The following is a 22402-nucleotide window of genomic DNA, read 5'->3' as shown; positions in this document are numbered from 1 at the left end:
CAGCTACGAGTGTGCGGGAACTGCCGCCGGGCGCGCAACGGAATTCGCGTCCGGTATGCCAGACTCTCACCCCATGGCAAGTTCCGCGTCGCTGACCAGGGCCGAAGTGGCCGCCATGATCGATCACACGCTGCTCGCCCCGGAGGCGACGCCCGCGCAGGTCGGCGCGCTGATCGAAGACGCGCGGGCGTTGGGCGTGCTCGCGATCTGTGTGTCGCCGTCCATGTTGCCGGTGCGCGCGCCGGGACTGGTGGTCGCGACGGTCGCCGGATTCCCTTCCGGGAAGCATCATTCCCTGGTCAAAGGCGCCGAGGCGCGGCTGGCGGTGGACCAGGGCGCCGCCGAGGTGGACATGGTCATCGATGTCGGCGCGGCGCGCGCGGGTGATTACACGGCGGTGTTGTCGGACATCGTCACGGTGCGCGAAGCGGTCGGCGATCGAGCGCTGTTGAAAGTGATCATCGAATCCGCCGCGCTGCCGGACGAAGCGATCGTGCGGGTGTGCCAGGTCGCCGAACGCGCGGGCGCCGATTTCGTGAAGACCTCCACGGGATTTCATCCCGCGGGCGGCGCGAGCGCGCACGCGGTGCGGTTGATGGCCGAAACGGTCGGCGACCGGCTGGGTATCAAGGCCAGTGGCGGTATCCGCACCGCCGAGGCGGCCGCGGAGCTGATCGCGGCGGGCGCGACCCGGCTCGGGCTGTCGAGATCGCGCGAAGTGCTCGACGGCTTCCCGGCCTGACCAACAGCGGAAGACGTTCGCCCACATCGCCGAAGCGTTTGCGTGCGGCCGAAATGCCGTGCGGCGCTGCGGGTCAGCAGCGCATGTCGGAGCTGTCGCCGGAAGACTCGAGCTGGGTTCGCCCACCGGAGAGGTGGACATCGACGCCTGAGTCGGTGACCTTCAGGTCGGTCGCCGTCATGCCGAGCGGGTAGCTCTGCAGGCTCTTGGTGAACAGGTCGACGATGCCCTGCACCAGATCGGAGGGCAGGCCGATGCCGAGCAACTGCGCCGACATCGTCTCCACCTGCACCGTGCCGTTGACGATCTGCGGCTTCAGTTGGAGTTCGGCGAAACCGCCGAGCACCGACAGAGTGAGCATGCCGGTGCTCGCCGAGGAACTCACCCCGCTGACCATGCCGCCGAGGGTTTCCTGAATGCCTTCGTTGCTCCAGGTGACGTCGGCCGAGGAGCTGCCGATCACGCTTCCGTTCCGATCGGAGACGTCGACGTCGCGGAAGACGGCGTGCACCACCATCCCGACGGCCGGACCGAACTTGGAGTCGTCGCTGTTCACCTTCACCGAGGGCACCTTGCCGTCGATCCAGGTGAGCAGCATCGGCTTGGGCCCGAAGCCCACGTCGATCTTCGACCCCATCTCCTTCTCGAACTGCGAGCTGATGCAGTTCGAGACCGTGTGCCTGGCATAGGCCTCGCCGCCGACCAAGACCGTGGCGAGCAGAATCGCTACCACGGTCAGCGCGATCAGCAGGCCCCGCCGGTTGATCGTCGAGGTTGAGGTTGCGTTCGTACTCATGGCCAAAATTCTTCCCGACCTTTCTGTGCCGTCTCTGAGGAGGCAGTGAGGGGTTCGAATGTGACATGAAGCACAAAAAGCGAGCGTAGCCTGATGCCCATGGCTGGCGAAGCGGCAAGCCGCGCGATCGGATCCGCGGAACAAGGATGGCGCGTTCTGCGTCGCTGGGCCGGTCGGCACGCCGGTTTCTTCACGACTCGTCAGGTGCTGCGCACCGGGTGTGGGGCCCGGGTGCGGGCAGGTCTCGGTGACGGCTCGGTGACCAGGGCCGGAGTGGGCATGCTCCGGTTGGCCGGGTGGCGGGACGGTCCGCTCGACGAATACGCGATGTGGGCGGCCTGGTTCGACGGCGCCGCGGTGGTCTCCCATCAGAGCGCGGCGGAGCTGCACGGGCTCGGCAGTCTGCGCCCGCGGTTCCTGCATCTGTCGGCGCGGGCGGGACGCCCGCCGGTGACGCCGCGGCTTGTGGTCGTGCGCCGCGCGCTGACCGGCGCCGAGGTGGAATCGGCTGGTGCGTTCCTGGTGACGACGCCGGTGCGTACGGTGCTCGACCTGGCCGAGTCCGATATCGGGCAATCCGCCTTGAACGAGGTGGTGGCCGACGCGGTGGCCATCCACCGCTGCGCGGGCGGGGAGATCACCGACGCGGGGGCGCGCCTGTCGCCACGCGCCGCGCGCCGGGTGTACCGGGCGCTTGCCGTAGCGTGACGAAACCGCGCCGGCGTCAACCGAGCGGCGCGACCGCCGACCACGGCACCGAGAGCACGTTGTCGCGCAGGCGGCGGCGGTAATGGCGGATCGGGAACCCTTCGGCGTGCAGCGCCCGCGCCGCCGCGCGCCAGCGGACGCGGGGACCGTACGGCCCCAGCGGCGCGGCGTGCGCCCAGACGCGATCGGCGGCGGCGAGCAGCGTGTGGATCGGTTCACCGGGAATGTTGCGGTGGATCAACGCCTTCGGCAGGCGTTCGGCGAGGTCGGAAGGGCGCTCGACGGTGAAGGGATCCCAGGCCAGGGTGAGCGAGCGCGGCCCGTCGCGGTCGAGCAGAATCCAGGCGCAGCGCCTGCCCAATTCGTCGCAGGTGCCGTCGACCAGCAGCCCGTCCGGCGCCAGCCCGGCCAGCACCGTCGACCATGCCGCGCCGACCGCCGATTCCGGGTACTGCCGCAGCACGTTGAAGGCGCGCACCAGAACCGGTCGCAGCCCGGCCAATTCGAATCCGCCGCGGGCGAAGGTGACGCCGTCGCGGCCGGGCACCACGCGCTGCGGGTCGATCTCCAATCCGACGACCCGCACGTCGGCGCGGATCATGCGCAGCCGGGCGGCCAGCTCGAACGTGGTCCACGGGCTCGCGCCGTACCCGAGATCGACGACCAGTGGATCGGGCGCGACGCGCAGCCGATCGGCGACGAGGTCGTCGTTGATCAGCCAGCGGTCGCTGCGGCGGAGACGGTTGACGGCGGTGGTGCCACGAGTGATGGTGCCGACCGGTCTGGTCAGCGAGTGGGGTGCTGTTCTTCCAGCCACTGCACCGTGAACTCTGCCTCGCCGCGGAACAGGTCGACCAGGTTGACCAGCATCAGCTGTTCCAGGCGCGGGCCGACCATGGGGATGAACACCTTCGCCTCGGACGAGAAGCGCATCGTGCAGCCGGTGTCGGTGGGGAACAGGCGGATCGTGCCGCCGAGGCTGCCGGGGCCCGCCGGGATGGACGCCGAGTACTTGCCGGTGGTCTCATCCTCGGCGTACGGGCTGTAGAACTCCTTGCGGGTGATCACCATGTCCTTGCGCATCACCGTCTGGGCGATCTCCGGGAGCATGTCGCGGGGCAGTACGTGGTGCAGTTCGACAGAGATTCCGTCGTCGCCTGCCTCCAGCCGGGCCACTTCGTTGCCGGGGGTGTACTTCCGCATCTCTTCCATCCGCGCGTCCCAGTAGTCGCGGTTCGACAGCGCCGCGTACAGCTCTTTCGTGGTGTGCAGCGGATAGCGGGCGGAGTAGTCCAATCGGCGTGCCATGGGCTCACAGGTTACCGGGACCGGCGGCGCCGACCTCGCCGGGCGGGTGGAGTGCGGAACTCACACGAATGCCGGGACGGCACGATGTGACGTCGAACAGTGACCGCGCTGCGCGGCCGGTCAGTGCGCCGCGAGCCAGTTCTCGGTGAACTCCGCCTCGTTCTTCAGCAGCTCGGTGAGGTGCTCGGCGATCGCCTTCTCGATCTTGCTGCCGAACAGCGGGATCTTCACCTCGATGGTGCCGTCGACCGTGGTGACGGCGCCGGAGCCCTCGGCGGCCAAGGCGATGGCTCCGCGCACCTCGGCGGGCGCGCCATCGACGCGCGCGGTGAAGGTGGCCTGGTCTCCGGTCCAGTGCTCGACGCGCGGGATGATCAGATCGCCCGGCCGCACCGCCGTGATCGCGGCGGGGAGCAGTTCGGCGGCGATGGCCTGCACCATCTCGACACGCACTTCGTCACCGCTGATGGTGACCGAATCCAGCCGGGCGTTGGGGCCGCCGACCTGCGCGATGCGATCCTTCCAGTACTGGTCGTTCGCGAAAGCCGCGCGCACCGCGGCGGTCGGATGGGTATAGCGGGCCGTGTACGCCAGCGGTGTAGCCATGGCTCCACACGCTACCGTGTGGCGCTCGCGCTCCACGAGCCGTGCTGTCCGATCTGCTCGTGGGCTGAATACGCCAGCTCGTAGCCGATAGCGCGCACGCTACCGTTTACCACCGTGCGAACTTCACGAGTGGTTCCGTCGGATCTTCTCGCCGGCACCGGCGCGCGGCTGCGCGCAGGCGTGCGGCTGGCGGAGCTGACCACGCTGCGCGTCGGCGGCCCCGCGCTGGTCGCCGAATGCGCGACGACCGAGTCGCTGGTCGCCACGGTCCGCGCGCTGGACGCCGCCGGTGTCCCGGTGTTGCTGCTCGCGGGTGGTTCCAATCTGCTGATCAGTGACGACGGCTTCGACGGCGTGGTGGTGCGGATCACGACCACCGGCGTCGAGATCGGCGACGGCGGTGTGGTGGCCGAGGCGGGCGCGAACTGGGACGCGGTGGTGCGCGCGACGGTCGAGGCCGGTCTCGGAGGATTGGAGTGCCTGTCCGGCATTCCCGGCTCGGCGGGTGCGACGCCCGTGCAGAACGTGGGCGCCTACGGCGCGGAGGTGGCGAACCTGCTGCGCCGGGTGCGTCTGCTCGATCGCGCCAGCGGCGAGATCCGGTGGGTGGAGCCGGGCGAACTCGGTTTCGGTTACCGCACCAGCGTGCTCAAGCACCGCGACGACGCCGTGGTGCTCGCGGTCGATTTCGCGCTGCGCGCCGACGGTTCCAGCGTGCCGCTGCGGTACGGCGAGCTGGCCTCAGCGCTGGGCGCTTCGGACGGCGAGTCCCGCCCCGCCGCGCAGGTGCGGGAGGCGGTGCTGCGGTTGCGCGCGGGCAAGGGCATGGTCCTCGATCCCGCCGATCACGACACCTGGAGCGCGGGTTCGTTCTTCACCAATCCGGTGGTCGCGCCGGAGCGGGTGGCGCAGGTGCGCGCCGCGATCGCCGCCCACGTGGGCGACGTCGCGGTGCCGACCTACCCCGCGCCGGACGGGGTCAAGTTCTCCGCGGGCTGGCTGATCGAGCGGGCGGGTTTCGCCAAGGGCTTCCCCGGCGACGGCGCGCCCGCCCGGCTGTCGACGAAACACACACTGGCACTGACCAATCGCGGCGGCGCGGCGGCCGACGATGTGGTGGCGCTTGCCAGGACCGTCCGCGACGGCGTGGCAGAGCGTTTCGGGATCCGGCTGGAACCCGAACCGGTCACCGTGGGCGTCACGCTCTGACCCGTTGAGGCCGACACCACACGCTGCGCCGACGGGGCGCGGCGGGCGGCGCGCGTAGATTCGACGAAGTGAACCACCGCACCATGATCCGCCGATCGGTTGCCGTGGTGTCGGCCGTCCTGCTCGTGGTCGTCGCCGCGGTGGCCGGCTGCACGATAGACCGCGGCTCCGGCAAGCCGGGTCCCGCCGCGGGCCCGATCGCCAAGGCGACGTTGGCTCCCGCCGACGACGCGACGAACGTCAACCCGACCGCCCCGGTCTCGGTGACGATCAGTGACGGCACGATCGATCAGATCGCGCTGACCAACGCCGCGGGCAAGCAGGTCCGCGGCGAACTCGCACCGGACCGGCGCGCCTACACCATCACCGAGCCGCTCGGCTACGACGCCACCTACACCTGGTCGGGCACCGCCGTCGGCACCGACGGCAAGCCGATCCCGATCGACGGCTCGTTCCACACCCTGACGCCGAAGAGCACCGTCCCCGCGACCCTGAACATCGGCGACAACCAGGAGGTCGGCATCGCGGCGCCGATCATCCTGCAGTTCAAGTCCTCCGTGTCGAACAAGGCGGCGGTGGAGAAGGCGCTCACCGTCACCACCGACCCGCCCACCGAGGGCGCGTGGGCCTGGTTCCCCGACGACGGCGGCTCGCGCCTGCACTGGCGTCCGAGGAACTACTGGACGCCGGGGACCAGCGTGCACGTCTCGGCCCGGCTCTACGGCCTTGACCTGGGCGGCGGCAACTACGGCGATTCCGATCTGACCACCGATTTCCGCATCGGCCGCAGCCAGATCGTCAAGGCGAACGCCCCGAGTCACCGCATGCAGGTGGTCCGCGAGGGGCAGACGATCTTCGATTTCGCGGTGAGTTACGGCGAGGGCAACGAGGCGCGCAACGTCACTCGTTCCGGCATCCACGTGGTCACCGAGAAGTACGAGGACTTCATGATGTCGAATCCGCCGTACTACACCAACGTTCGCGAGCGCTGGGCGGTACGCATCTCCAACAATGGCGAATTCATCCACGCCAACCCGGAATCGCTGTCGGCGCAGGGGTCGGCGAACGTCACCAACGGCTGCATCAATCTGTCACCCGCTGATGCCCAGGCGTATTTCCCCACGTCCTTGTACGGCGATCCGGTCGAGGTGACCGGCACTTCGATCCCGCTTTCGGCCGCCGACGGCGACCTCTATGACTGGACCATCGACTGGGACACCTGGAAAACCATGTCCGCGTTGCAGGGCGCGCCCTCGGCTGTGGTCTCCGCCACCCCCCTGCCGCCGCGGCCCGCCGGAGCACGCTGACCGGTTCTAGCGCACCTTCACGTTCGGCTCTTCGGTCGCACCGTCGGCGTGTTCCGCCTCGACCTTGCGATCGGCCTCACGTTGGGCGTGCACCGCATCGTGCCGCTCGGCGAGCAGGTCGCGGATCTCGGTCAGCAACTCGATCTGGGAGGGCTCGGCCGCCTTGGGCGTGCCGAAGCGGTTCTTGATCGTCTTCATGGGCAGGATCAGCACGAAATACAGCACCGCGGCCACCATGACGAAATCGATGGTGGCCGTGATGATCGGGCCGACGGCGATGAAGGTAGCGGGCTTGGACGGGATCAACTGCACGCCGAGGCCGAGCTGATTGGTGCTGCCGAACACCGCCAGCAGCGGATTGATCACACCTTTCGTCACCGAGGTCACCACGGAGGTGAACGCGGTGCCCATGACGACGGCGACCGAGAGGTCGATGACGTTCCCGCGCATCAGGAACTCTTTGAAGCCCTTGAGCATGTGCCGAGTCACTCCCATCCGATGTCCTTACGCTTGCGGCTTCTGGGATGCTAACGGCTCGGGGCGAAGAGCGAAGGTCCAGCGATTCGCGGCCGGACCGGACGATACCCCGCGCTATGAGGTGCGGCGGGCGAACCGGCCCGCATCCGCCTGGTCGCGCGGCTTGATGATGATCTGGTCCAAGTTGACGTGCGCCGGCCGCGACGCGACGAACCCGATGACCTCCGCGATGTCCTGGGCGACCAGCGGATCGATGCCTTCGTACACCTTGGCCGCGCGCTCGGCGTCGCCGCCGAAACGCACCAGCGAGAACTCGGTCTCCACCGCGCCGGGCGCGATCTCGGTGAGCCGCACCGGCTGCCCGAGCAGCTCGCCGCGCAGCGTGCGGTGCAGCACGGCCTGGGCGTGCTTGGCAGAGGTGTAACCGGAACCGTTGTCGTAGGCGGTGAACGCGGCCACCGACGTGACGGTGACGATCAACCCGTCACCGGAGGCGATCAGCTTCGGCAGCAGCGCCTTGGTGACGCGCAGCGTGCCGAGCACGTTGGTCTCCCACATCCAGCGCCAGTCGTCCAGGTCGGCCTCGGCCACCGTGGCCAGGCCCTTGGCGCCGCCCGCGTTGTTGACCAGCACGTCGACGCGCTCGACCGCTTCGGTGAACGCCCGCACCGACTCGTCCGAGGTGACGTCGAGCGCCACTGCCGTGCCGCCGATCTCGTCGGCGAGGCGGCGCAGACGATCGACCCTGCGCGCACCGACGTAGACGTGATAGCCCTGCTTCGCCAGTTCGCGGGCGGTGGCCTCGCCGATTCCCGAGCTGGCTCCGGTGACGACGGCGGTGCGAGTGCTCATGCGAACAGATCCTAGGTGCGCGTGGTTCGCCGGGGCCGTGCGGTCACCGCGAGCACGGTTAGCCTCGGTGCATGGCTATACGGGACGTGGTGAGCGCGGACGGAACGAACATCGTCTACCGGGTGAGTGGTCCGGCGCAGGGCAGGCCACTGGTGCTGCTGCACGGCTGGTCGGCGAACCTGCGCTGCTGGGGCGGCGCCGCCGACGACCTCGCCGCGCTCTTCCGGGTGATCGCCGTCGACCTGCGCGGCCACGGTTACTCCGACATGCCCGCGGCGGGCTACGACGATCCGAAGAACTGGGCCGCCGACGTCGCGGCGGTGCTGGCGGCCGAAGACATCGAGTCCGGCGCGGTGCTGCTGGGCTGGTCCTACGGCGGGATCGTGCTGTCGGACTATCTGACCGCCTACGGCACCGGTGCCGTGGCGGGCGTCGTCTACACCGGCTCGATGGCGAACATCGGCCCCGGCGTGCCCGGCGCGGCCACGGGCAGCATGATGCAGGAGGCGATTCCCGGCGTCTTCGAGGAGAGCGCGGGGCGGGCGGTGCGCGCCTTCGGTGTGTTCGGCAACGCCAACACCGGACCCGGCACGGACAAGGGGCCCGATGCCCAACGCTTGTTCGGAGCCAGTCTCGCGACCCCGCCCGCGGTGCGCAAAGCGCTGTTCTACCGGACCGTCGACAACACCGAGACCCTCCGCACGCTGGACGTTCCGGTGCTCGTCCTGCACGGGACGGCCGACAGGGTCGTCCCCGTCGACAACGGCCGCTACATCGCGGAGGCGGCGCCGAACGCGCGGATGTCGTTCTGGGAGGGCGCCCAGCACGGCTTGTTCATCGAGGACCGCGCGCGGTTCGTCGCGGAGGTGAGCGCGTTCATCGAGAGCTTGTGATCGGAATCATGTCTGCTCTGTGATAGCTCTCACTTGCCGCGGATAGCGTGTCTGGGCCGGGGAACGCAACGTGCACTATGGATAGTGTGAGTCAGCGCCTGGACCTACGGCCGAACCGTATCGCCGTGTTATCGGTGCACACCTCACCACTCGCTCAGCCCGGTACCGGCGACGCGGGCGGCATGAACGTCTATGTCCTGCAGACGGCCGTCGAGCTGGCTCGCCGCGGCACCGAGGTGGAGATCTTCACCAGGGCCACCGCGTCGAACGTTCCGCCCGTCCAGGAGGCCGCGCCCGGCGTGCTGGTGCGCAACGTGGTGGCGGGCCCGTTCGAGGGGCTCGACAAGCACGATCTGCCCACCCAGCTGTGCCCGTTCACCGCGGAGGTGCTGCGTCAGGAGGCCAGGCACCTGCCGGGCCACTACGACCTGGTGCACTCGCACTACTGGTTGTCCGGCCAGGTCGGCTGGTTGACCAGGGATCGGTGGCGGGTGCCGCTGGTGCACACCGCGCACACCCTGGCGGCGGTGAAGAACGCCGCGCTGGCCGAAGGCGACTGTCCGGAACCGGCGACCCGCGAGATCGGCGAGAAGCAGGTGATCGCCGAATCCGACCGGCTGGTCGCCAACACCGCCGAGGAGGCCCGCCAACTGGTCGAACTCTATGGCGCCGACGCCGAGCGCATCGACGTCGTGCCGCCCGGCGCCGACCTGGCCCGCTACCGCCCCGGTGACAAGGCCGCCGCCCGCGCCGAGCTCGGGTTGGCCGCCGATGAGCGGATCGTCGCGTTCGTCGGCCGCATCCAGCCGTTGAAGGCGCCCGATGTGCTGGTGCGCGCCGCGGCCGAGGTCTTGCGCGCCGACCCGGAACGAAAACTGCGCGTGCTGATCGTCGGCGGTCCGTCCGGCAGCGGGCTGGAGCGGCCCGACGCGCTGATCGATCTGGCCGCCGAACTCGGCATCGCCGAGCGGGTCAGCTTCCTGCCTCCGCAGCCGCCGCAGCGGCTGGTGCTGGTCTACCGCGCCGCCGACCTGGTCGCGGTGCCCAGCTACAACGAGTCCTTCGGCTTGGTCGCGATCGAGGCGCAGGCCAGCGGCACGCCGGTGCTGGCCGCCGACGTGGGTGGTCTCGGCACGGCCGTGCGGCACGAGGTGTCCGGGCTGCTCGTCCCCGGCCACCGCACCGCCGATTGGGCCGACGCCCTGCGCTACCTGCTCGACGACCCGGACCGGCTGCACCGGATGGGTGAGCGGGCCGTCACGCACGCGGCCAATTTCTCCTGGGCGCACACCGCCGACGGACTGCTGGCCAGCTACGCCGCGGCCATGGCCGGTTTCCGGGACGAGCGGGCGGTCTTCGGCGGTCGCGGCTTGGCGCACAGCGATGTGCGGGAGGATGCGTACGACCGGGTGTCCGCCGACCGCACCGGCCTGGCCGGCGAGCGGACGGCCGCCCTGCTCGGTGAGAACAGTCAGGCGAGATCGCGGGCGCTGTGGCGGCGCCGGATGGGAGTACGCCGATGAACGAGGTGCAGACGACCGCGCGACTGATCGACGAGACGCTGCGGGATCGGGAGATCGAATACACCCGGCCGGGGGAGGAGACCTTCGTCGTCGTCCTGCCCGGCGAACGCAAGCTCAAGACCACCGTGATGGTGACGGTGGGCAAGCACGGGGTTCGCTTCGAAGCGTTCGTCTGCCGCAAGCCCGACGAGAACTTCGAAGGCGTGTACAAGTTCCTGCTGCGCCGCAACCGCAGGCTTTATGCCGTCGCGTACACCCTCGACCGGGTCGGCGACATCTATCTGGTCGGCCGCATGTCCGGGCACGCCGTCACCGCCGACGAACTGGACCGGGTGTTCGGGCAGGTGCTCGAGGCCGTCGACGCCGACTTCAACGTGCTGCTGGAACTCGGCTTCGCGGAATCCATTCGGCGCGAATGGAAGTGGCGCGTCTCACGGGGCGAGTCGCTGCAGAACCTGCGCGCCTTCGAGCATCTGGTCGATTCCGCCGACAAGCCGTAGCCGGTCGTCGCCGGGTCCGGCCCGCCGGGTGACAATCGCGGGTGGTTCGGTTCGGCGAAGGGACGGCATGGCGATTCTCGCTCTGGACATCGGCGCGACGAAGTTCGCGGCCGGGGTGGTCGGCCCCGGCGCCGAGGTGCGCGACGTGCGCCGGGTGGACGTACCCGGCGCGGGAGTGTGGGACGTCTGTCGCGAACTGCTGCTCGCGGTCGCGGGGGCGGAGCCCGTCGGCGCGGTGGGGATCGGCGCGGCCGGGCCGGTGGATGTGCGCACCGGCGTCACGGGTCCGTTGAACATTCCCGAGTGGAGAGCGGGCTTCCCCATCGTGGCCGCCGTGCGGGAGCTGTTTCCCGCCGCCGCCATTCGTTTCGCGATCGACGGCGCCTGCCTGGCGCTGGCCGAGCACCGCATGGGCGCGCTGCGCGGGGTGTCCGACGCTCTGGCCATGACGGTGTCGTCGGGAGTCGGCGGCGGAATCGTGGCGGACGGGAAGGTGCTGCTCGGGCGCACCGGAAACGCCGGGCACGTCGGGCACATCGTCGTGCCCGACTGGGACACGCCGTGCGGCTGCGGCGGCCGCGGCTGCGTCGAGGCGGTCGCGAGCGGCATGTCGTCGGTGCGGTGGGCGCGCGAGCAGGGCTGGTCGGGCACCACGGGGGCACGGCTGGCCGCGGACGCGCACGCGGGCGACGAGATCGCCGTCGCCGCGCTGCGCCGGGCGGGCACCGCGCTCGGCGCAGCGATCGCCTCGGCCGCCGCCCTGCTCGACGTCGACCGGGTGGTGATCGGCGGCGGTTTCGCGCAATCCGGTGCGCCGCTGTGGGATCCGCTGCGCGCCGCCGTGCACGCGCACGCCGGGCTGAGATTCCTGCGCGGACTGCGTGTGGAACTCTCCGCGATCAGTCACGGGGCGACGCTGGCGGGCGCGGGCGTGCTCGCCGCGGAAGAACTCGCCTGACATGGCGCTTTCCCGCGGGCGCAGCGACGGGCGGACGGGAACCGATGCGACCGCCGCGAGCGCACATGGGAGGATGGCCGCATGACGTACACCCTCGTGCTGCTGCGCCACGGCGAAAGCGAATGGAACGCCCTGAACCTGTTCACCGGCTGGGTGGACGTGCATCTGACCGACAAGGGCATCGCCGAGGGCAAGCGTGCCGGGGAGTTGCTGGCCGAGCACGGCATCCTGCCGGACGTCGTCTACACCTCGCTGTTGCGTCGCGCGATCTCCACCGCCAACATCGCGCTGGACGCCGCCGACCGGCACTGGATCCCGGTGATCCGGGACTGGCGGCTCAACGAGCGCCACTACGGCGAGCTGCAGGGCAAGAACAAGGCGCAGATCCGGGAGAAGTACGGCGACGAGCAGTTCATGCTCTGGCGCCGCAGCTACGACACCCCGCCGCCGCCGATCGACCCGGCCAACGAGTACAGCCAGGAAGGCGACGCGCGCTACGCGGGCATCGACGTGCCGAAGACCGAGTGCCTGCTCGACGTGGTCAACCGGATGGTGCCGTACTGGGAGTCGACCATCTCCAAGGACCTGCTGTCCGGCAAGACCGTGCTGGTCGCCGCGCACGGCAACTCGCTGCGCGCGCTGGTCAAGCACCTCGACCAGATCTCCGACGAGGACATCGCGGGCCTGAACATCCCCACCGGCATCCCGCTGCGGTACGAGCTGGACGAGAACCTCCGCCCGGTGCGCCCGCACGAGTACCTCGACCCCGAGGCGGCCGCCGCGGGCGCCGCCGCCGTCGCCGGTCAGGGCGGCAAATAGTCCGCATCACGCAGTACCGACGCGCTGTCACCCGGATCGGGTGGCAGCGCGTCGTCGTTTCGATGGGCGGTAGGCGTGCGTTGCCGTGCGACACGCCGGAGCGCTGCCGGTCCCTCCGCGACGCGACGTCGGCGGTTTAAGTTACCCACTGTTTTTACCGGCAAGTAAGTCGGTACACTCTGGTCGTTCGACCAGCCGAGAGGTGGATCACGTCCGATGAAGAACGCGTTGCGGGCCACGGTTGCGGCGGTTGCCGCCACGATGCTCGTCCCCTTGTCAGCCGGCGGCGCCGATGCCGTCGCGCCGCCGACCGGCCCTGACGGCGGCGCTGCGGGAGCGGCCTGGACGGCCACCCAGGATGGTCCACAGCAGTACCCGAACATCAACATCCAGTGGGACGTCCCCATCACGATGAGCGACGGAACGGTCCTGAAGGGCAACGTCTACCGGCCCGCCGACGTCTCCGGCCGCCCCATCGACACCCCCACGCCGACGATCGTCAACCTGACCCCGTACACCAAGCTGGTGTCGAACCTGGCCGATCACGCGCAGTCGATCCCGGGGCTGTCCGACGCGCTGATCGAATTCTTCCGGCAGATCGACATGAGCGGCACCCCGCTGTCCGGCGTCACCGATCTGACCAAGGCGTTCGGCGGCGGCGAACTGCGCAACTTCACCGTCGACCGGCAGCTGATCAAGAGCGGCTACACGCAGGTGGTCGTCGACGTGCGCGGCACCGGTTTCTCCCAGGGCGTCTGGGACATGCTGCGCGGACGTGAGCAGCAGGACACGGTCGAGGTGATCGACTGGGCGTCGCGCCAGCCGTGGTCCAACGGACGCGTCGGCATGAACGGCATTTCCTACTCCGGGATCAACCAGGTGCAGGTCGCCGAGAAGCGCCCGCCCGCCTTGCAGGCGATCTTCCCCGTGGTGCCCGGCAGCGATCTGGTCAACGACGTGCTCGCGCCGGGCGGCGGATTCGGCTTCAACTTCATCCCGCTGTGGCTGACCGCGATCAACGGCCTCAAGTTGATCCCCGATCTGGCCTCGGTGCTCAACGGACAGCTGGACACCACGTGGCTGGCCGACCGCGCCCGCGACCCGTTGACCTTCATGGACGTGCTGCTCAACGTTTACACCACCGCGCGCATCGAAGATCTCGACCCGCGCGCCAAGGAGTTGCTGACCGACGGTTCCGGCCCGCGCCAGGACTGGCTCGGTGATCCCAGCGACATCCGGACGCCGACCTTCGTCACCGGCGGCTGGCACGACCTGTTCACCTACTCCGAATCCAAGATCTACAACGAGATCCCGCTGCCGCCGGGCCACAAGCAGCTGCTGATGGGCAACACCTATCACCTCAACTCGGGCAACGAGTACGGCAAGCCGGGCCTGCCGCCGCGGCTGGACGTGCTGCAGCGCGCCTGGTTCGACCGGTGGCTCAAGGACGTCGACAACGGCATCGAGCAGTACGGCCCGATCACGCTGCGCCAGCAGGGCGGCGGCTGGATCACCACCGAATCGTTCGCCGCGCCGACCGCCGCCGCGGATTCGGGGCAGGCGGTGCATCGCAGGATGTATCTGTCCGCCGCGTCCAGCGGTACCGCGAACAGCTTGTACGACGGTTCGCTCGACGCCGCGGGCACCGGCGAGCCGGCGCGCCTGACCGTCGCGCCCGGCCTGACCAGCCTGTGCTCCAACGACGCCGCCCAGGGCACCGCCGGTGTGCTGTCGGTCATCGACGGGTGCGCGAAGGACTCCAGGGTCGAGGAACTCAACGGCCTGACCTTCACCAGCGCCCCGGTCGCCGAGCCGACCACGATCTCGGGGCGAATCGCGGTGCGGCTCAACACCGTCCAGGACGCCGCCGACGGGTACTGGGTGGTCACGGTGAACGACGTCGCGCCGGACGGGCAGTCGAGCGTGCTGTCGTCGGGGCAGCTCATGGCCTCGCTGCGGGCGATCGATGAGGCGAACAGCAGCAAGTCGGCCAACGGCGACTACACCGATCCCCGGCCGTTCACCTCGCTGGAGCAGCGGCAGCCGACCGTCCCGGGCGAGGTGACCACGCTGGACATCGCGCTGCCCGCCACCGAGGCGATCCTGCAACCCGGGCACCGGCTGCGCGTCGACGTGTACGCCGGCAACTTCCCCAAGGGCCTGCCGATCCTGCCGATGCTGATCGACACCGGCATGCGGCCACAGCATGTGGAGCTGGACCCCGGCCGTCCGAGCTTCGTCAACGTGCCGGTCGGTGGCAATCCGGGCTGGTAGATCCGGGGCGGGGTCCGAGCGTGCACCCGCGCGCATCATGCGTGACGCTGCGGGGTATGGGTGCGGGTGCACGCTCCGGCCCGGTCAGTCGGCGACGGCGAAGGCGGCCGCCAAGGGCGGGAACATCGCGCGGGCATCGTGCCCGGCGAACCAGAGGCCGACGGTGAACACCGACAGAGCCTCCAGATACCGGGCCCGGTGCAGGCCGCCCGCCGGGAACGCTCGCGATCCCAGGTCTTCGGCGAGCGTGGCGACCGCTCGCAGCGCGGCCTCGTCGTCGCCGCATAGCGGCACCGCCAAGCGGCGGCCGTCGAAGACGCGCGCGTCGGCCTGCCATACCTCGGCGGCGCACAGGTTGAACGCCTTCACCACGTGCGCCTCCGGCGCCAGCGCCGCGATCCGTTCCGCCACAGCGTCTTCGGCGAGCACGAAGCCGGTGGCCCCCTCAGGGGCCGCCGCGTCCGGGGTGAAGGCGTTGGTGCAGTCGATCACCGTGCGTCCGGCCAGTAGATCCGCGACCGCGTGCAGCACTTCCGGCAGCGCGGGCACGGGTAACGCGAGCAGCACGACGTCGCCGAAACCCGCCGCGTCGGCGATACTTCCGGCCCGCCCACCGATCGAGGCCGCCGATTCCGCCGCGGCACTGCCGGACCGCGCGCCGATGAGCACTTCGTGCCCCGCCACGCTCCAGCCGCCGCCGAGTGCCCGCGCCATCGCGCCCGCGCCGATGATTCCGATTCGCATCCGAACTCCTGACTCGAAAGGTGTGCGCCGCCGACGCTAGGGACTGCGAAAGGCACCCTGAGGTGCGCAACGGCGCTGGCAAGCTGGAGGCGTGAGCGCAGCACCCATCGACCCGGTCGGCTCCGAGCGGGTGGACTTCGCGTCGTACGGCGACTTCGAATCCGACTGCCCGGCCCGCATGGGCGTGGACATCTTCGGCAACTCCTGGCTACCGGTGCTCGTCTATCTGCTGCGCGAGGGACCCATGCGTCCGGGCGAGCTGCGCACGGCGATCGGCGGGATCAGTCAGAAGATGCTGACGCAAACGCTGCGCCGAATGGAGCGGATGGCGCTGGTGCGCCGTCACCGGTACGCCGAGGCCCCGCCACGGGTGGAATACGAGCTGACCGAGGCGGGCGTTGATCTGTTGATCCCGATCTACGCCCTCGGCGAGTGGGTGGACAAGCACGGCGCGGCGGTGAACGAGGCGCTGGCCGCAGCCGAGGACGAAGTGAACCGACCGGCCGGTGGATACGGGGCGGATACCTGACGTCGAACAGCGCGTAAACATGCGGCTAACGGCGCCGGAAGGGCCTATGACCTGCGCGAAACTTCGTGTACCCCGCGTCGGGCGACGGGTCGGCGACCGTACGATTCAAGTGTGAGTGTTCCCCAGGCCGTGCTGCTGGCCATCTTGGCGGCTGTCGTCGGCCTGGCAGTCGGCGGGCTATTGATCCCGTATGTGAATGCCAGGCAGGCCGCGCGCAGGCAGGCCGAGTCCGGTCTCACCATGTCCCAGGTTCTCGACCTGATCGTGCTCGCCTCCGAGAGCGGGATCGCGGTCGTCGACGAGTACCGCGACGTCGTGCTGGTCAATCCGCGCGCCGAGGAACTCGGCCTGGTCCGCAACCGCCTGCTCGACGAGCGCGCCTGGGCCGCCGTGGAGAAGGTGCTCGCCACCGGGGAATCCGCGGAGTTCGACCTCACCGCCAAGAATCCGGTCCCCGGCCGTGGCCGCATCGCGGTGCGCGGCGTCGCCAGGCAGCTGTCGCGCGAGGAGACCACCTTCACCGTGCTGTTCGCCGACGACGATTCCGAACAGGCGCGCATGGAGGCCACCCGGCGCGACTTCGTGGCCAACGTCAGCCATGAACTCAAGACCCCGGTCGGCGCCATGAGCCTGCTGGCCGAAGCCCTGCTGGAGTCCGCAGACGACCCCGAGGCCGTGCGGCACTTCGGTCAGCGCGTGCTCGGCGAATCGCGCCGTCTCGGCAAGATGGTGACCGAGCTCATCGCGCTCTCCCGCCTGCAGGGCGCCGAGAAGCTGCCCGAACTCGAGGTGGTGGACGTGGACACCGTGGTGACCCAGGCGGTCGACCGTTCCCGCACCGCCGCCGAAGCCGCCGGGATCACGGTCAGCACCGACCGCCCGAGCGGGCTCGAGGTGCTCGGCGACGAGACCTTGCTGGTCACCGCTCTGTCCAACCTGGTGGAGAACGCGATCGCCTACTCGCCGCCCGGCTCCCACGTGTCGGTGAGCCGATCCCTGCGCGGCGATCACGTGGCGATGGCGGTCACCGATCGCGGCATCGGCATCGCCAAGGAGGACCAGGAGCGGGTGTTCGAACGGTTCTTCCGGTCCGACAAGGCGCGTTCGCGCCAGACGGGCGGTACCGGTCTGGGTCTGGCTATCGTCAAACACGTGGCCGCCAACCACAACGGGGAAATCACCCTGTGGAGCAAGTTGGGCACCGGATCGACGTTCACCTTGCGCATACCCGCCCACCACGAAGCAGGCGCCGACGACGACAACGACGGCGCCGTGGTGAGCACGATAGAAACAAGCCCGCGTCCCACCGGACCGGGCCGACCGAATGGTGTGGAGGCACGCAGATGACGAGTGTTCTGATCGTCGAGGATGAGGAGTCGCTGGCCGATCCGCTCGCGTTCCTGCTGCGCAAGGAGGGTTTCGAGGTCACCGTCGTCGGTGACGGGCCGTCCGCGCTCGCCGAGTTCGACCGGTCCGGTGCGGACATCGTCCTGCTCGACCTGATGCTGCCCGGCATGAGCGGCACCGACGTGTGCAAGCAGTTGCGCACCCGCAGCGGGGTGCCGGTGATCATGGTCACCGCGCGCGACAGCGAGATCGACAAGGTGGTCGGCCTCGAGCTCGGCGCCGACGACTACGTCACCAAGCCGTATTCCGCCCGCGAGCTCATCGCGCGCATCCGCGCCGTGCTGCGCCGCGGGGCGGGCGACGAACCCGAGGGCTCCACCGAGAGCGGCGTGCTGGAAGCGGGCCCGGTCCGGATGGACGTCGACCGGCACACCGTGATGGTGAACGGCAAGCCGGTCACCTTGCCGCTCAAGGAGTTCGACCTGCTCGAATACCTGCTGCGCAATTCCGGGCGGGTGCTCACCCGAGGTCAGCTGATCGACCGCGTGTGGGGCGCCGACTACGTCGGCGACACCAAGACCCTTGACGTGCACGTCAAGCGGCTGCGCTCGAAGATCGAAGCGGATCCGGCCAAGCCGGAACATCTGGTCACCGTGCGCGGCCTCGGCTACAAACTGGAGGCATGAGCGGCCCGCGAGGCGAGAACACGAAACGGCCGAGAGCACTGCGGTGCTCTCGGCCGTTGCCGTTCGTGGTCGCTCAGGGCAGGTAGATCCAGGTGGTGCCGAGGGGGGTCTCGGTCTTCTGCAGGGTGATCCAGCCCAGATCGTCTTCCTGCATGCAGTCGTAGAGGTCCGCGGTGCTGGTGCCGCGGCAGGCGATGGTGTGCGAGGTGCCGTAGGGGCTGGCGATCAGCAGCTTGCCCGCGGCCTTGGCGTTGACCGCGGCCGGATCGGTGGCCGACACGAACTCCGTGGTGAAGTCGAAGAACTTGTGCGGATCGCCGTTCGGCTCGGCGTGGGCTACTCCGGTGAGCGAGAGGGCGGCGCCCAGTGCGATGGTCGCCGCGGCGAGAACTTTCTTGGACATAACGGCACATCAAACCCGATCCGGGTGAAGCTCGCATGGCGACGGGGTGAACCGCCCGAGCGAGCGCACCGCCGGAGGCCACCCGATCGAGCGCTCGGTCGGCAAACGATCAGGCGAACGGATCGGCGGTATCGCGCATCCGATCGGCGTGCACCGTCGCCGGGTGCACGGCGATCAGGCCGAGACCCTCGCGGCGCTTGCAGTGCCTGGCCAGCTCGGCGTAGGCGGGCGCGCCGATCAGTTCGGTCAGCTCGGGGGCGTAGGACTGCCACACCGGCTTGGCGCCGACATGGGCGTCGGGGGAGCCCGAGCAGTACCAGTCCAGGTCCGCGCCGCCCGGTCCCCAGCCGCGGCGGTCGTACTCGGTGATCACGGTGCGCAGGATCTGCACGCCGTCGGGCCGGTCCACCCAGTCCTGGGTGCGGCGGATCGGCAGCTGCCAGCACACGTCCGGCTTCACCTCCAGCGGCTCGATGCCGCGCCGCAGCGCCATGGAGTGCAGGGCGCAGCCGATGCCGCCCGCGAAGCCGGGACGGTTGAGGAAGATGCACGCGCCGTCGAACCGGCGCGTGCGCAGCGCCGGCTCGTCGTCCAGTTCGTCGAGTTCCAGATAGCCGCTCTTGGTGACCTTGCCCTGCGCGTTGGTCGCCTCGCCGCGCAGCTGCCAGTCCTCGGGTGTGAGCATCTTCACAGCGCGGCTCAGCCGTTTGCGGTCGTCGTCGTCGGAGAGGAACGCGCCGTGCGAGCAGCAGCCGTCATCCGGCCGGTCGGCCAGGATGCCCTGACAGGCCGGGGTGCCGAACACGCACGTCCACCGCGACAGCAGCCAGGTCAGATCGGCGACGATCAGATGCTCGTCGTTTGCCGGATCGACGAACTCGATCCACTCGCGCGGGAAGTCGGGTTCGACTTCGGGGGCTGGGTCGATCTTCCCCGCTGGTCGGGGCCGGGTCGGGCTGCTCGGTGATGCGCCTACCGTCACAAAAGAGGACGCTAACAGCTCAGTCGCCTGGGCTGAAGTGCAGCACCACCCAGTACCGTGTTCATGTGCGGCTTGGGGTACTCGATGTCGGAAGCAATACCGTTCACCTGCTCGTGGTGGACGCGCACCGTGGCGGTCACCCCCTGCCGATGAGTTCGACGAAGGCCACCTTGCGGCTCGCGGAGAACATCGATGCCGCCGGTTGCATCACCGAGGCCGGCGCGCAACGGCTGATCGACACCGTGGCCGAATTCGCCAGCATCGCCGAGACCTCCAGATGCGTCGAGCTGATGCCGTTCGCCACCTCGGCGCTGCGGGAGGCGGCCAACTCCGAGGAGGTGCTCGGCCGCGTGCGCGAGTCGACGGGCGTCGACCTGCGGGTGCTGTCCGGCGTCGACGAGGCCCGGCTGACCTTTCTCGCGGTGCGCCGCTGGTACGGCTGGAGCGCGGGGCGCATTCTCAACCTGGACATCGGCGGCGGTTCGCTCGAGATGACCAACGGCGGCGACGAGGAGCCGGACGTCGCGCTGTCCTTGCAGCTGGGCGCGGGCCGGTTGACCAGGGAATGGCTGCGCGATGACCCGCCGGGCAAGCGCCGTGTCGCGGTGTTGCGGGACTGGCTCGACGCCGAGCTGGTGGTCCCGGCGAAGAAGCTGCTCGAGCCCGGCAAGCCCGATCTCGCCGTCGGCACGTCGAAGACGTTCCGATCCCTGGCCAGGCTGACCGGAGCGGCGCCGTCCGCCGCGGGCCCTCGGGTGCGTCGTACACTCACGAGTTCGGGCCTGCGCCAACTGATCGCGTTCATCTCGCGGATGACGGCGGCGGACCGTGCAGAATTGGAAGGCGTAAGTTCCGATCGGTCACAGCAATTGGTGGCCGGCGCACTGGTCGCGGAGGCGAGTATGCGGGCACTTTCGCTCGATACTTTGGAGATTTGCCCGTGGGCGCTGCGCGAAGGGCTGATCCTGCGCAAACTGGATACCGATATGAATGGTGGACCCGAAGCAACGTACTCAGCGGGCTCGGCGACCGGTGACGGTCGGCCCGCGCCCGGCGGCGCGCCTTCGCCGGGCTCGATCGGGACGGTGTCGTCATGAGCGAGGACTCCAAACAGCTGTCGGTCGCGGAACTGCTGGCGCGTAACGGCCAGCAGGGCGGCGCCTCGTCCGGCGGGGGCAGACGCCGCCGCAGCGGCCGCGGCATCTCCGTCGCCGAACTGACCGGTGACCTGCCGGTCATCCGGGACGGCGGCGGCCACTCCGCGCACGCGGCGCCGGATTCCGGTGCGGACGAACCCGCCTACGCGCCGCCCTCGTTCGATCCGCCCGCGCCGGAACCGGTTTCCTACTCGCCCGATCCGCAGCCCGATCCGTCGTCGTATTCGCCCATTTCGGGTCCGATCTCGATGTACGACCCGCTGGCCGGTTACGCGCAGCCGGACCCGCCGCGGGCCGATCCGCCGCCCGGGCGCTCCAGCCGCGTCATGCCGGGCCGGGAGATGCCCTCCGCGCGCCACAGCACGTCGTTCGATCCGCTGTCACCGGACACTCCGGTGTCCGATCTGTTCTCGGCCGCGCCCGGTCCGTACGCCCCCGATCCGCCCGCGGCGCCGGAGACGCCCCCGCGCTCGGGGCGAAGGCGCAGGCGGGAGGAACCCGAAGAAGAGGCCACCGAGGTACGGTCCTGGCAGGAGGCCCGGTCCGAATCGTTCGGCCTGGACGCGCTGTCCGACCGCGGGTTCGGCGAAGCGAGCCGCAACGGCCACGGGGACCTCGATGAACCCGGCTTCGGCCGCTCGCCCTTGCCCGAGCGCAACGGCGCCAGGGGCGGGCGCGCGGCAAGGCGCAGGGCGGCGGAGGCCGCGGAAGCCGCGGAAGCCGCCGAGGACGTGGGTCCGTCCACCGCGGCCTGGTCGCCGTCCACCGGCGGTTTCGCCCCCGAGTCGCAACCGCTGCCCCTCGCGCCGCCGCCCGATCCGAGATCGAAGCCGGGCAGGCAGGCTCCGCCCGAGCCGCCGGAGGCGCATCGAAGACCAGCCCGTCGCGAGGGCGTCGGCGAGAACGGATTGCCTGCCTGGTCGGCCCGTCGGCACAAACCGCAGGCCGAACCGGCGCCGGAATCCGGCGGCCTCCCGACCGCCGCCTGGTCGCTGGCCAGCCAGGATCAGCAGCTGCTGTCCGGCCAGACGGTCGCCGGCGACCTGCTGCGCGAAGGCGCCGAACGGGCCGAACGCGGCGCGGCGCAGCACCACGGCCGTGGCGGTCGCGCCGGCGTCGCCGCCGCGGAACTGGACGGCGTCACCGACGTCTACGAGCCGATCGCACTGGACGAGGACGAAGACGACGACGACTTCGACGACGAACCTCGCGCCGTCACCAGGGCCGCCTCGCCGCGCAGGTCCAGGGCGGCCAAGAAGTCGGAGGACGACGAGAACCGGCGCCAGTGGATGATCCTCGGCGGCCAGAGCACCGGCGCTGCCGTCGCGGGCATGCTGCTGTTCAAGGGCTTCGAGCGGATGTGGGAGATGCTTCCCTGGGTCGCGCTGGCCCTGGCGATGATCGTGATTCTCGGCCTGGTGGCCCTCGTGCGGATTCTGCGCAGGACCGACGACATCCTCAGCACGGTGATCGCCGTCGTCGTGGGCATCTTCGTCACGCTGGGACCACTGGCCTTTCTTCTCAGTACGAACTGAGGCGGGAGCGAGGCGTGGTGAATATCGGGCAGGCGAACGAGACCGGG

Annotated in this window: 24 protein-coding genes; 15 read left to right on the top strand and 9 right to left on the bottom strand. The window is 69.8% G+C overall.

The features are described from left to right. The first annotated feature begins 73 nt into the window (after positions 1-73). Positions 74-742 (top strand): deoxyribose-phosphate aldolase, encoded by a 669-nt coding sequence (gene deoC / locus U3653_RS31010; protein ID WP_195083159.1) that lies wholly within the window; start codon positions 74-76, stop codon positions 740-742. Positions 743-815: 73 nt separating this feature from the next. Here deoC and U3653_RS31005 read toward each other — a convergent pair whose 3' ends face one another. Continuing rightward, positions 816-1538, bottom strand: a complete 723-nt coding sequence (locus U3653_RS31005) for an LmeA family phospholipid-binding protein (RefSeq protein ID WP_195083158.1) — start codon at positions 1536-1538, stop codon at positions 816-818. Between the two features lie 99 nt (positions 1539-1637). Here U3653_RS31005 and U3653_RS31000 point away from each other — a divergent pair, with 99 nt between their 5' ends. Then, entirely contained in the window at positions 1638-2246 is a 609-nt protein-coding gene (locus U3653_RS31000) for a hypothetical protein (protein ID WP_195083157.1), read from the top strand. Between the two features lie 16 nt (positions 2247-2262). Here U3653_RS31000 and U3653_RS30995 read toward each other — a convergent pair whose 3' ends face one another. The 3 genes from U3653_RS30995 to U3653_RS30985 all read right to left on the bottom strand — a co-directional run bounded on the left by U3653_RS30995 (position 2263) and on the right by U3653_RS30985 (position 4160). Further along, a complete protein-coding gene (locus tag U3653_RS30995) occupies positions 2263-3063 on the bottom strand; it encodes a class I SAM-dependent methyltransferase (RefSeq protein ID WP_323124659.1) in 801 nt (266 codons plus the stop codon). Beyond that, complete coding sequence (locus U3653_RS30990) at positions 3033-3554, bottom strand: DUF2505 domain-containing protein (protein ID WP_195083156.1); 522 nt, start codon at positions 3552-3554, stop codon at positions 3033-3035. Before U3653_RS30990 ends, U3653_RS30995 begins: the two co-directional genes overlap by 31 nt. 120 nt (positions 3555-3674) lie before the next feature. Further along, entirely contained in the window at positions 3675-4160 is a 486-nt protein-coding gene (locus U3653_RS30985; protein WP_195083155.1) for a DUF2505 domain-containing protein, read from the bottom strand. A 129-nt stretch (positions 4161-4289) separates the two neighbouring features. Between U3653_RS30985 and U3653_RS30980 the strand changes: the two genes are divergently transcribed. Together U3653_RS30980 and U3653_RS30975 are read left to right on the top strand one after the other, a co-directional pair. Beyond that, positions 4290-5369 carry a UDP-N-acetylmuramate dehydrogenase gene (locus U3653_RS30980; protein ID WP_397069748.1) on the top strand — a complete coding sequence of 360 codons (1080 nt, stop codon included), beginning with the start codon at positions 4290-4292 and terminating at the stop codon, positions 5367-5369. A gap of 83 nt (positions 5370-5452) precedes the next feature. Next, complete coding sequence (locus tag U3653_RS30975; protein ID WP_195083191.1) at positions 5453-6676, top strand: L,D-transpeptidase; 1224 nt, start codon at positions 5453-5455, stop codon at positions 6674-6676. Positions 6677-6682: 6 nt separating this feature from the next. Here U3653_RS30975 and mscL read toward each other — a convergent pair whose 3' ends face one another. Further along, positions 6683-7171: a large conductance mechanosensitive channel protein MscL gene (gene mscL, locus U3653_RS30970; RefSeq protein ID WP_323124660.1), complete on the bottom strand. Its 489-nt coding sequence runs from the start codon at positions 7169-7171 to the stop codon at positions 6683-6685. Positions 7172-7267: 96 nt separating this feature from the next. Then, positions 7268-8005 carry an SDR family NAD(P)-dependent oxidoreductase gene (locus U3653_RS30965; RefSeq protein WP_195083154.1) on the bottom strand — a complete coding sequence of 246 codons (738 nt, stop codon included), beginning with the start codon at positions 8003-8005 and terminating at the stop codon, positions 7268-7270. 71 nt (positions 8006-8076) lie between these two features. Between U3653_RS30965 and U3653_RS30960 the strand changes: the two genes are divergently transcribed. The 6 genes from U3653_RS30960 (at position 8077) to U3653_RS30935 (ending at position 14972) form a co-directional block, all read left to right on the top strand. Beyond that, positions 8077-8898: an alpha/beta fold hydrolase gene (locus U3653_RS30960; RefSeq protein ID WP_195083153.1), complete on the top strand. Its 822-nt coding sequence runs from the start codon at positions 8077-8079 to the stop codon at positions 8896-8898. A 77-nt stretch (positions 8899-8975) separates the two neighbouring features. Further along, entirely contained in the window at positions 8976-10421 is a 1446-nt protein-coding gene (mshA, locus tag U3653_RS30955) for a D-inositol-3-phosphate glycosyltransferase (RefSeq protein WP_195083152.1), read from the top strand. Beyond that, positions 10418-10921 carry a type III secretion system chaperone family protein gene (locus U3653_RS30950; RefSeq protein WP_195083151.1) on the top strand — a complete coding sequence of 168 codons (504 nt, stop codon included), beginning with the start codon at positions 10418-10420 and terminating at the stop codon, positions 10919-10921. Before mshA ends, U3653_RS30950 begins: the two co-directional genes overlap by 4 nt. 67 nt (positions 10922-10988) lie before the next feature. Continuing rightward, positions 10989-11879 carry an ROK family protein gene (locus U3653_RS30945; protein WP_195083150.1) on the top strand — a complete coding sequence of 297 codons (891 nt, stop codon included), beginning with the start codon at positions 10989-10991 and terminating at the stop codon, positions 11877-11879. Between the two features lie 81 nt (positions 11880-11960). Continuing rightward, positions 11961-12698, top strand: coding sequence for a phosphoglyceromutase (locus tag U3653_RS30940; protein ID WP_195083149.1), 738 nt, complete (start codon positions 11961-11963; stop codon positions 12696-12698). A gap of 216 nt (positions 12699-12914) precedes the next feature. Then, on the top strand, positions 12915-14972 hold the full coding sequence (locus U3653_RS30935) for a CocE/NonD family hydrolase (protein WP_195083148.1): 2058 nt from the start codon (positions 12915-12917) through the stop codon (positions 14970-14972). Between the two features lie 84 nt (positions 14973-15056). Here U3653_RS30935 and U3653_RS30930 read toward each other — a convergent pair whose 3' ends face one another. Further along, on the bottom strand, positions 15057-15716 hold the full coding sequence (locus tag U3653_RS30930) for an NADPH-dependent F420 reductase (protein WP_195083147.1): 660 nt from the start codon (positions 15714-15716) through the stop codon (positions 15057-15059). 91 nt (positions 15717-15807) lie between these two features. On the opposite strand from U3653_RS30930, the gene U3653_RS30925 reads away from it, so the two are divergent. From U3653_RS30925 to U3653_RS30915, 3 genes are all read left to right on the top strand, one after another. Further along, positions 15808-16245 (top strand): winged helix-turn-helix transcriptional regulator, encoded by a 438-nt coding sequence (locus U3653_RS30925; RefSeq protein WP_323124661.1) that lies wholly within the window; start codon positions 15808-15810, stop codon positions 16243-16245. 111 nt (positions 16246-16356) lie between these two features. Next, a complete protein-coding gene (locus U3653_RS30920) occupies positions 16357-17592 on the top strand; it encodes a sensor histidine kinase (protein ID WP_195083146.1) in 1236 nt (411 codons plus the stop codon). Next, a complete protein-coding gene (locus tag U3653_RS30915; protein WP_195083145.1) occupies positions 17589-18278 on the top strand; it encodes a winged helix-turn-helix domain-containing protein in 690 nt (229 codons plus the stop codon). Before U3653_RS30920 ends, U3653_RS30915 begins: the two co-directional genes overlap by 4 nt. 73 nt (positions 18279-18351) lie before the next feature. On the opposite strand, the gene U3653_RS30910 is transcribed toward U3653_RS30915, so the two are convergent. Further along, on the bottom strand, positions 18352-18681 hold the full coding sequence (locus tag U3653_RS30910; RefSeq protein ID WP_195083144.1) for a hypothetical protein: 330 nt from the start codon (positions 18679-18681) through the stop codon (positions 18352-18354). A gap of 109 nt (positions 18682-18790) precedes the next feature. After that, positions 18791-19663: a DUF3109 family protein gene (locus tag U3653_RS30905; RefSeq protein WP_323124662.1), complete on the bottom strand. Its 873-nt coding sequence runs from the start codon at positions 19661-19663 to the stop codon at positions 18791-18793. Between the two features lie 65 nt (positions 19664-19728). Here U3653_RS30905 and U3653_RS30900 point away from each other — a divergent pair, with 65 nt between their 5' ends. Together U3653_RS30900 and U3653_RS30895 are read left to right on the top strand one after the other, a co-directional pair. Beyond that, positions 19729-20760, top strand: a complete 1032-nt coding sequence (locus U3653_RS30900) for a Ppx/GppA family phosphatase (protein ID WP_195083187.1) — start codon at positions 19729-19731, stop codon at positions 20758-20760. After that, entirely contained in the window at positions 20757-22355 is a 1599-nt protein-coding gene (locus U3653_RS30895; RefSeq protein ID WP_323124663.1) for an Rv0497 family membrane protein, read from the top strand. The genes U3653_RS30900 and U3653_RS30895 overlap by 4 nt, the downstream gene beginning before the upstream one ends. The last annotated feature ends 47 nt before the right edge of the window (positions 22356-22402 follow it).

The sequence above is a fragment of the Nocardia implantans genome, from assembly GCF_035544775.1.
Lineage (GTDB): Bacteria > Actinomycetota > Actinomycetes > Mycobacteriales > Mycobacteriaceae > Nocardia > Nocardia implantans.
The sequence above is the reverse complement of the archived record's forward strand: the minus strand, read 5'-3'. Positions and strand labels throughout refer to the sequence as shown.

Coding starts and splice junctions, on each gene's coding strand:
- U3653_RS30895 (WP_323124663.1), top strand. CDS start 20,757: ATGAGCGAGGACTCCAAACAGCTGTCGGTCGCGGAACTGCTGGCGCGT.
- U3653_RS30935 (WP_195083148.1), top strand. CDS start 12,915: ATGAAGAACGCGTTGCGGGCCACGGTTGCGGCGGTTGCCGCCACGATG.
- U3653_RS30915 (WP_195083145.1), top strand. CDS start 17,589: ATGACGAGTGTTCTGATCGTCGAGGATGAGGAGTCGCTGGCCGATCCG.
- U3653_RS30950 (WP_195083151.1), top strand. CDS start 10,418: ATGAACGAGGTGCAGACGACCGCGCGACTGATCGACGAGACGCTGCGG.
- mshA (WP_195083152.1), top strand. CDS start 8,976: ATGGATAGTGTGAGTCAGCGCCTGGACCTACGGCCGAACCGTATCGCC.
- mscL (WP_323124660.1), bottom strand. CDS start 7,171: ATGGGAGTGACTCGGCACATGCTCAAGGGCTTCAAAGAGTTCCTGATG.
- U3653_RS30960 (WP_195083153.1), top strand. CDS start 8,077: ATGGCTATACGGGACGTGGTGAGCGCGGACGGAACGAACATCGTCTAC.
- U3653_RS30975 (WP_195083191.1), top strand. CDS start 5,453: ATGATCCGCCGATCGGTTGCCGTGGTGTCGGCCGTCCTGCTCGTGGTC.
- deoC (WP_195083159.1), top strand. CDS start 74: ATGGCAAGTTCCGCGTCGCTGACCAGGGCCGAAGTGGCCGCCATGATC.
- U3653_RS30990 (WP_195083156.1), bottom strand. CDS start 3,554: ATGGCACGCCGATTGGACTACTCCGCCCGCTATCCGCTGCACACCACG.
- U3653_RS31000 (WP_195083157.1), top strand. CDS start 1,638: ATGGCTGGCGAAGCGGCAAGCCGCGCGATCGGATCCGCGGAACAAGGA.
- U3653_RS30910 (WP_195083144.1), bottom strand. CDS start 18,681: ATGTCCAAGAAAGTTCTCGCCGCGGCGACCATCGCACTGGGCGCCGCC.
- U3653_RS30930 (WP_195083147.1), bottom strand. CDS start 15,716: ATGCGAATCGGAATCATCGGCGCGGGCGCGATGGCGCGGGCACTCGGC.
- U3653_RS30985 (WP_195083155.1), bottom strand. CDS start 4,160: ATGGCTACACCGCTGGCGTACACGGCCCGCTATACCCATCCGACCGCC.
- U3653_RS30940 (WP_195083149.1), top strand. CDS start 11,961: ATGACGTACACCCTCGTGCTGCTGCGCCACGGCGAAAGCGAATGGAAC.
- U3653_RS31005 (WP_195083158.1), bottom strand. CDS start 1,538: ATGAGTACGAACGCAACCTCAACCTCGACGATCAACCGGCGGGGCCTG.
- U3653_RS30965 (WP_195083154.1), bottom strand. CDS start 8,005: ATGAGCACTCGCACCGCCGTCGTCACCGGAGCCAGCTCGGGAATCGGC.
- U3653_RS30945 (WP_195083150.1), top strand. CDS start 10,989: ATGGCGATTCTCGCTCTGGACATCGGCGCGACGAAGTTCGCGGCCGGG.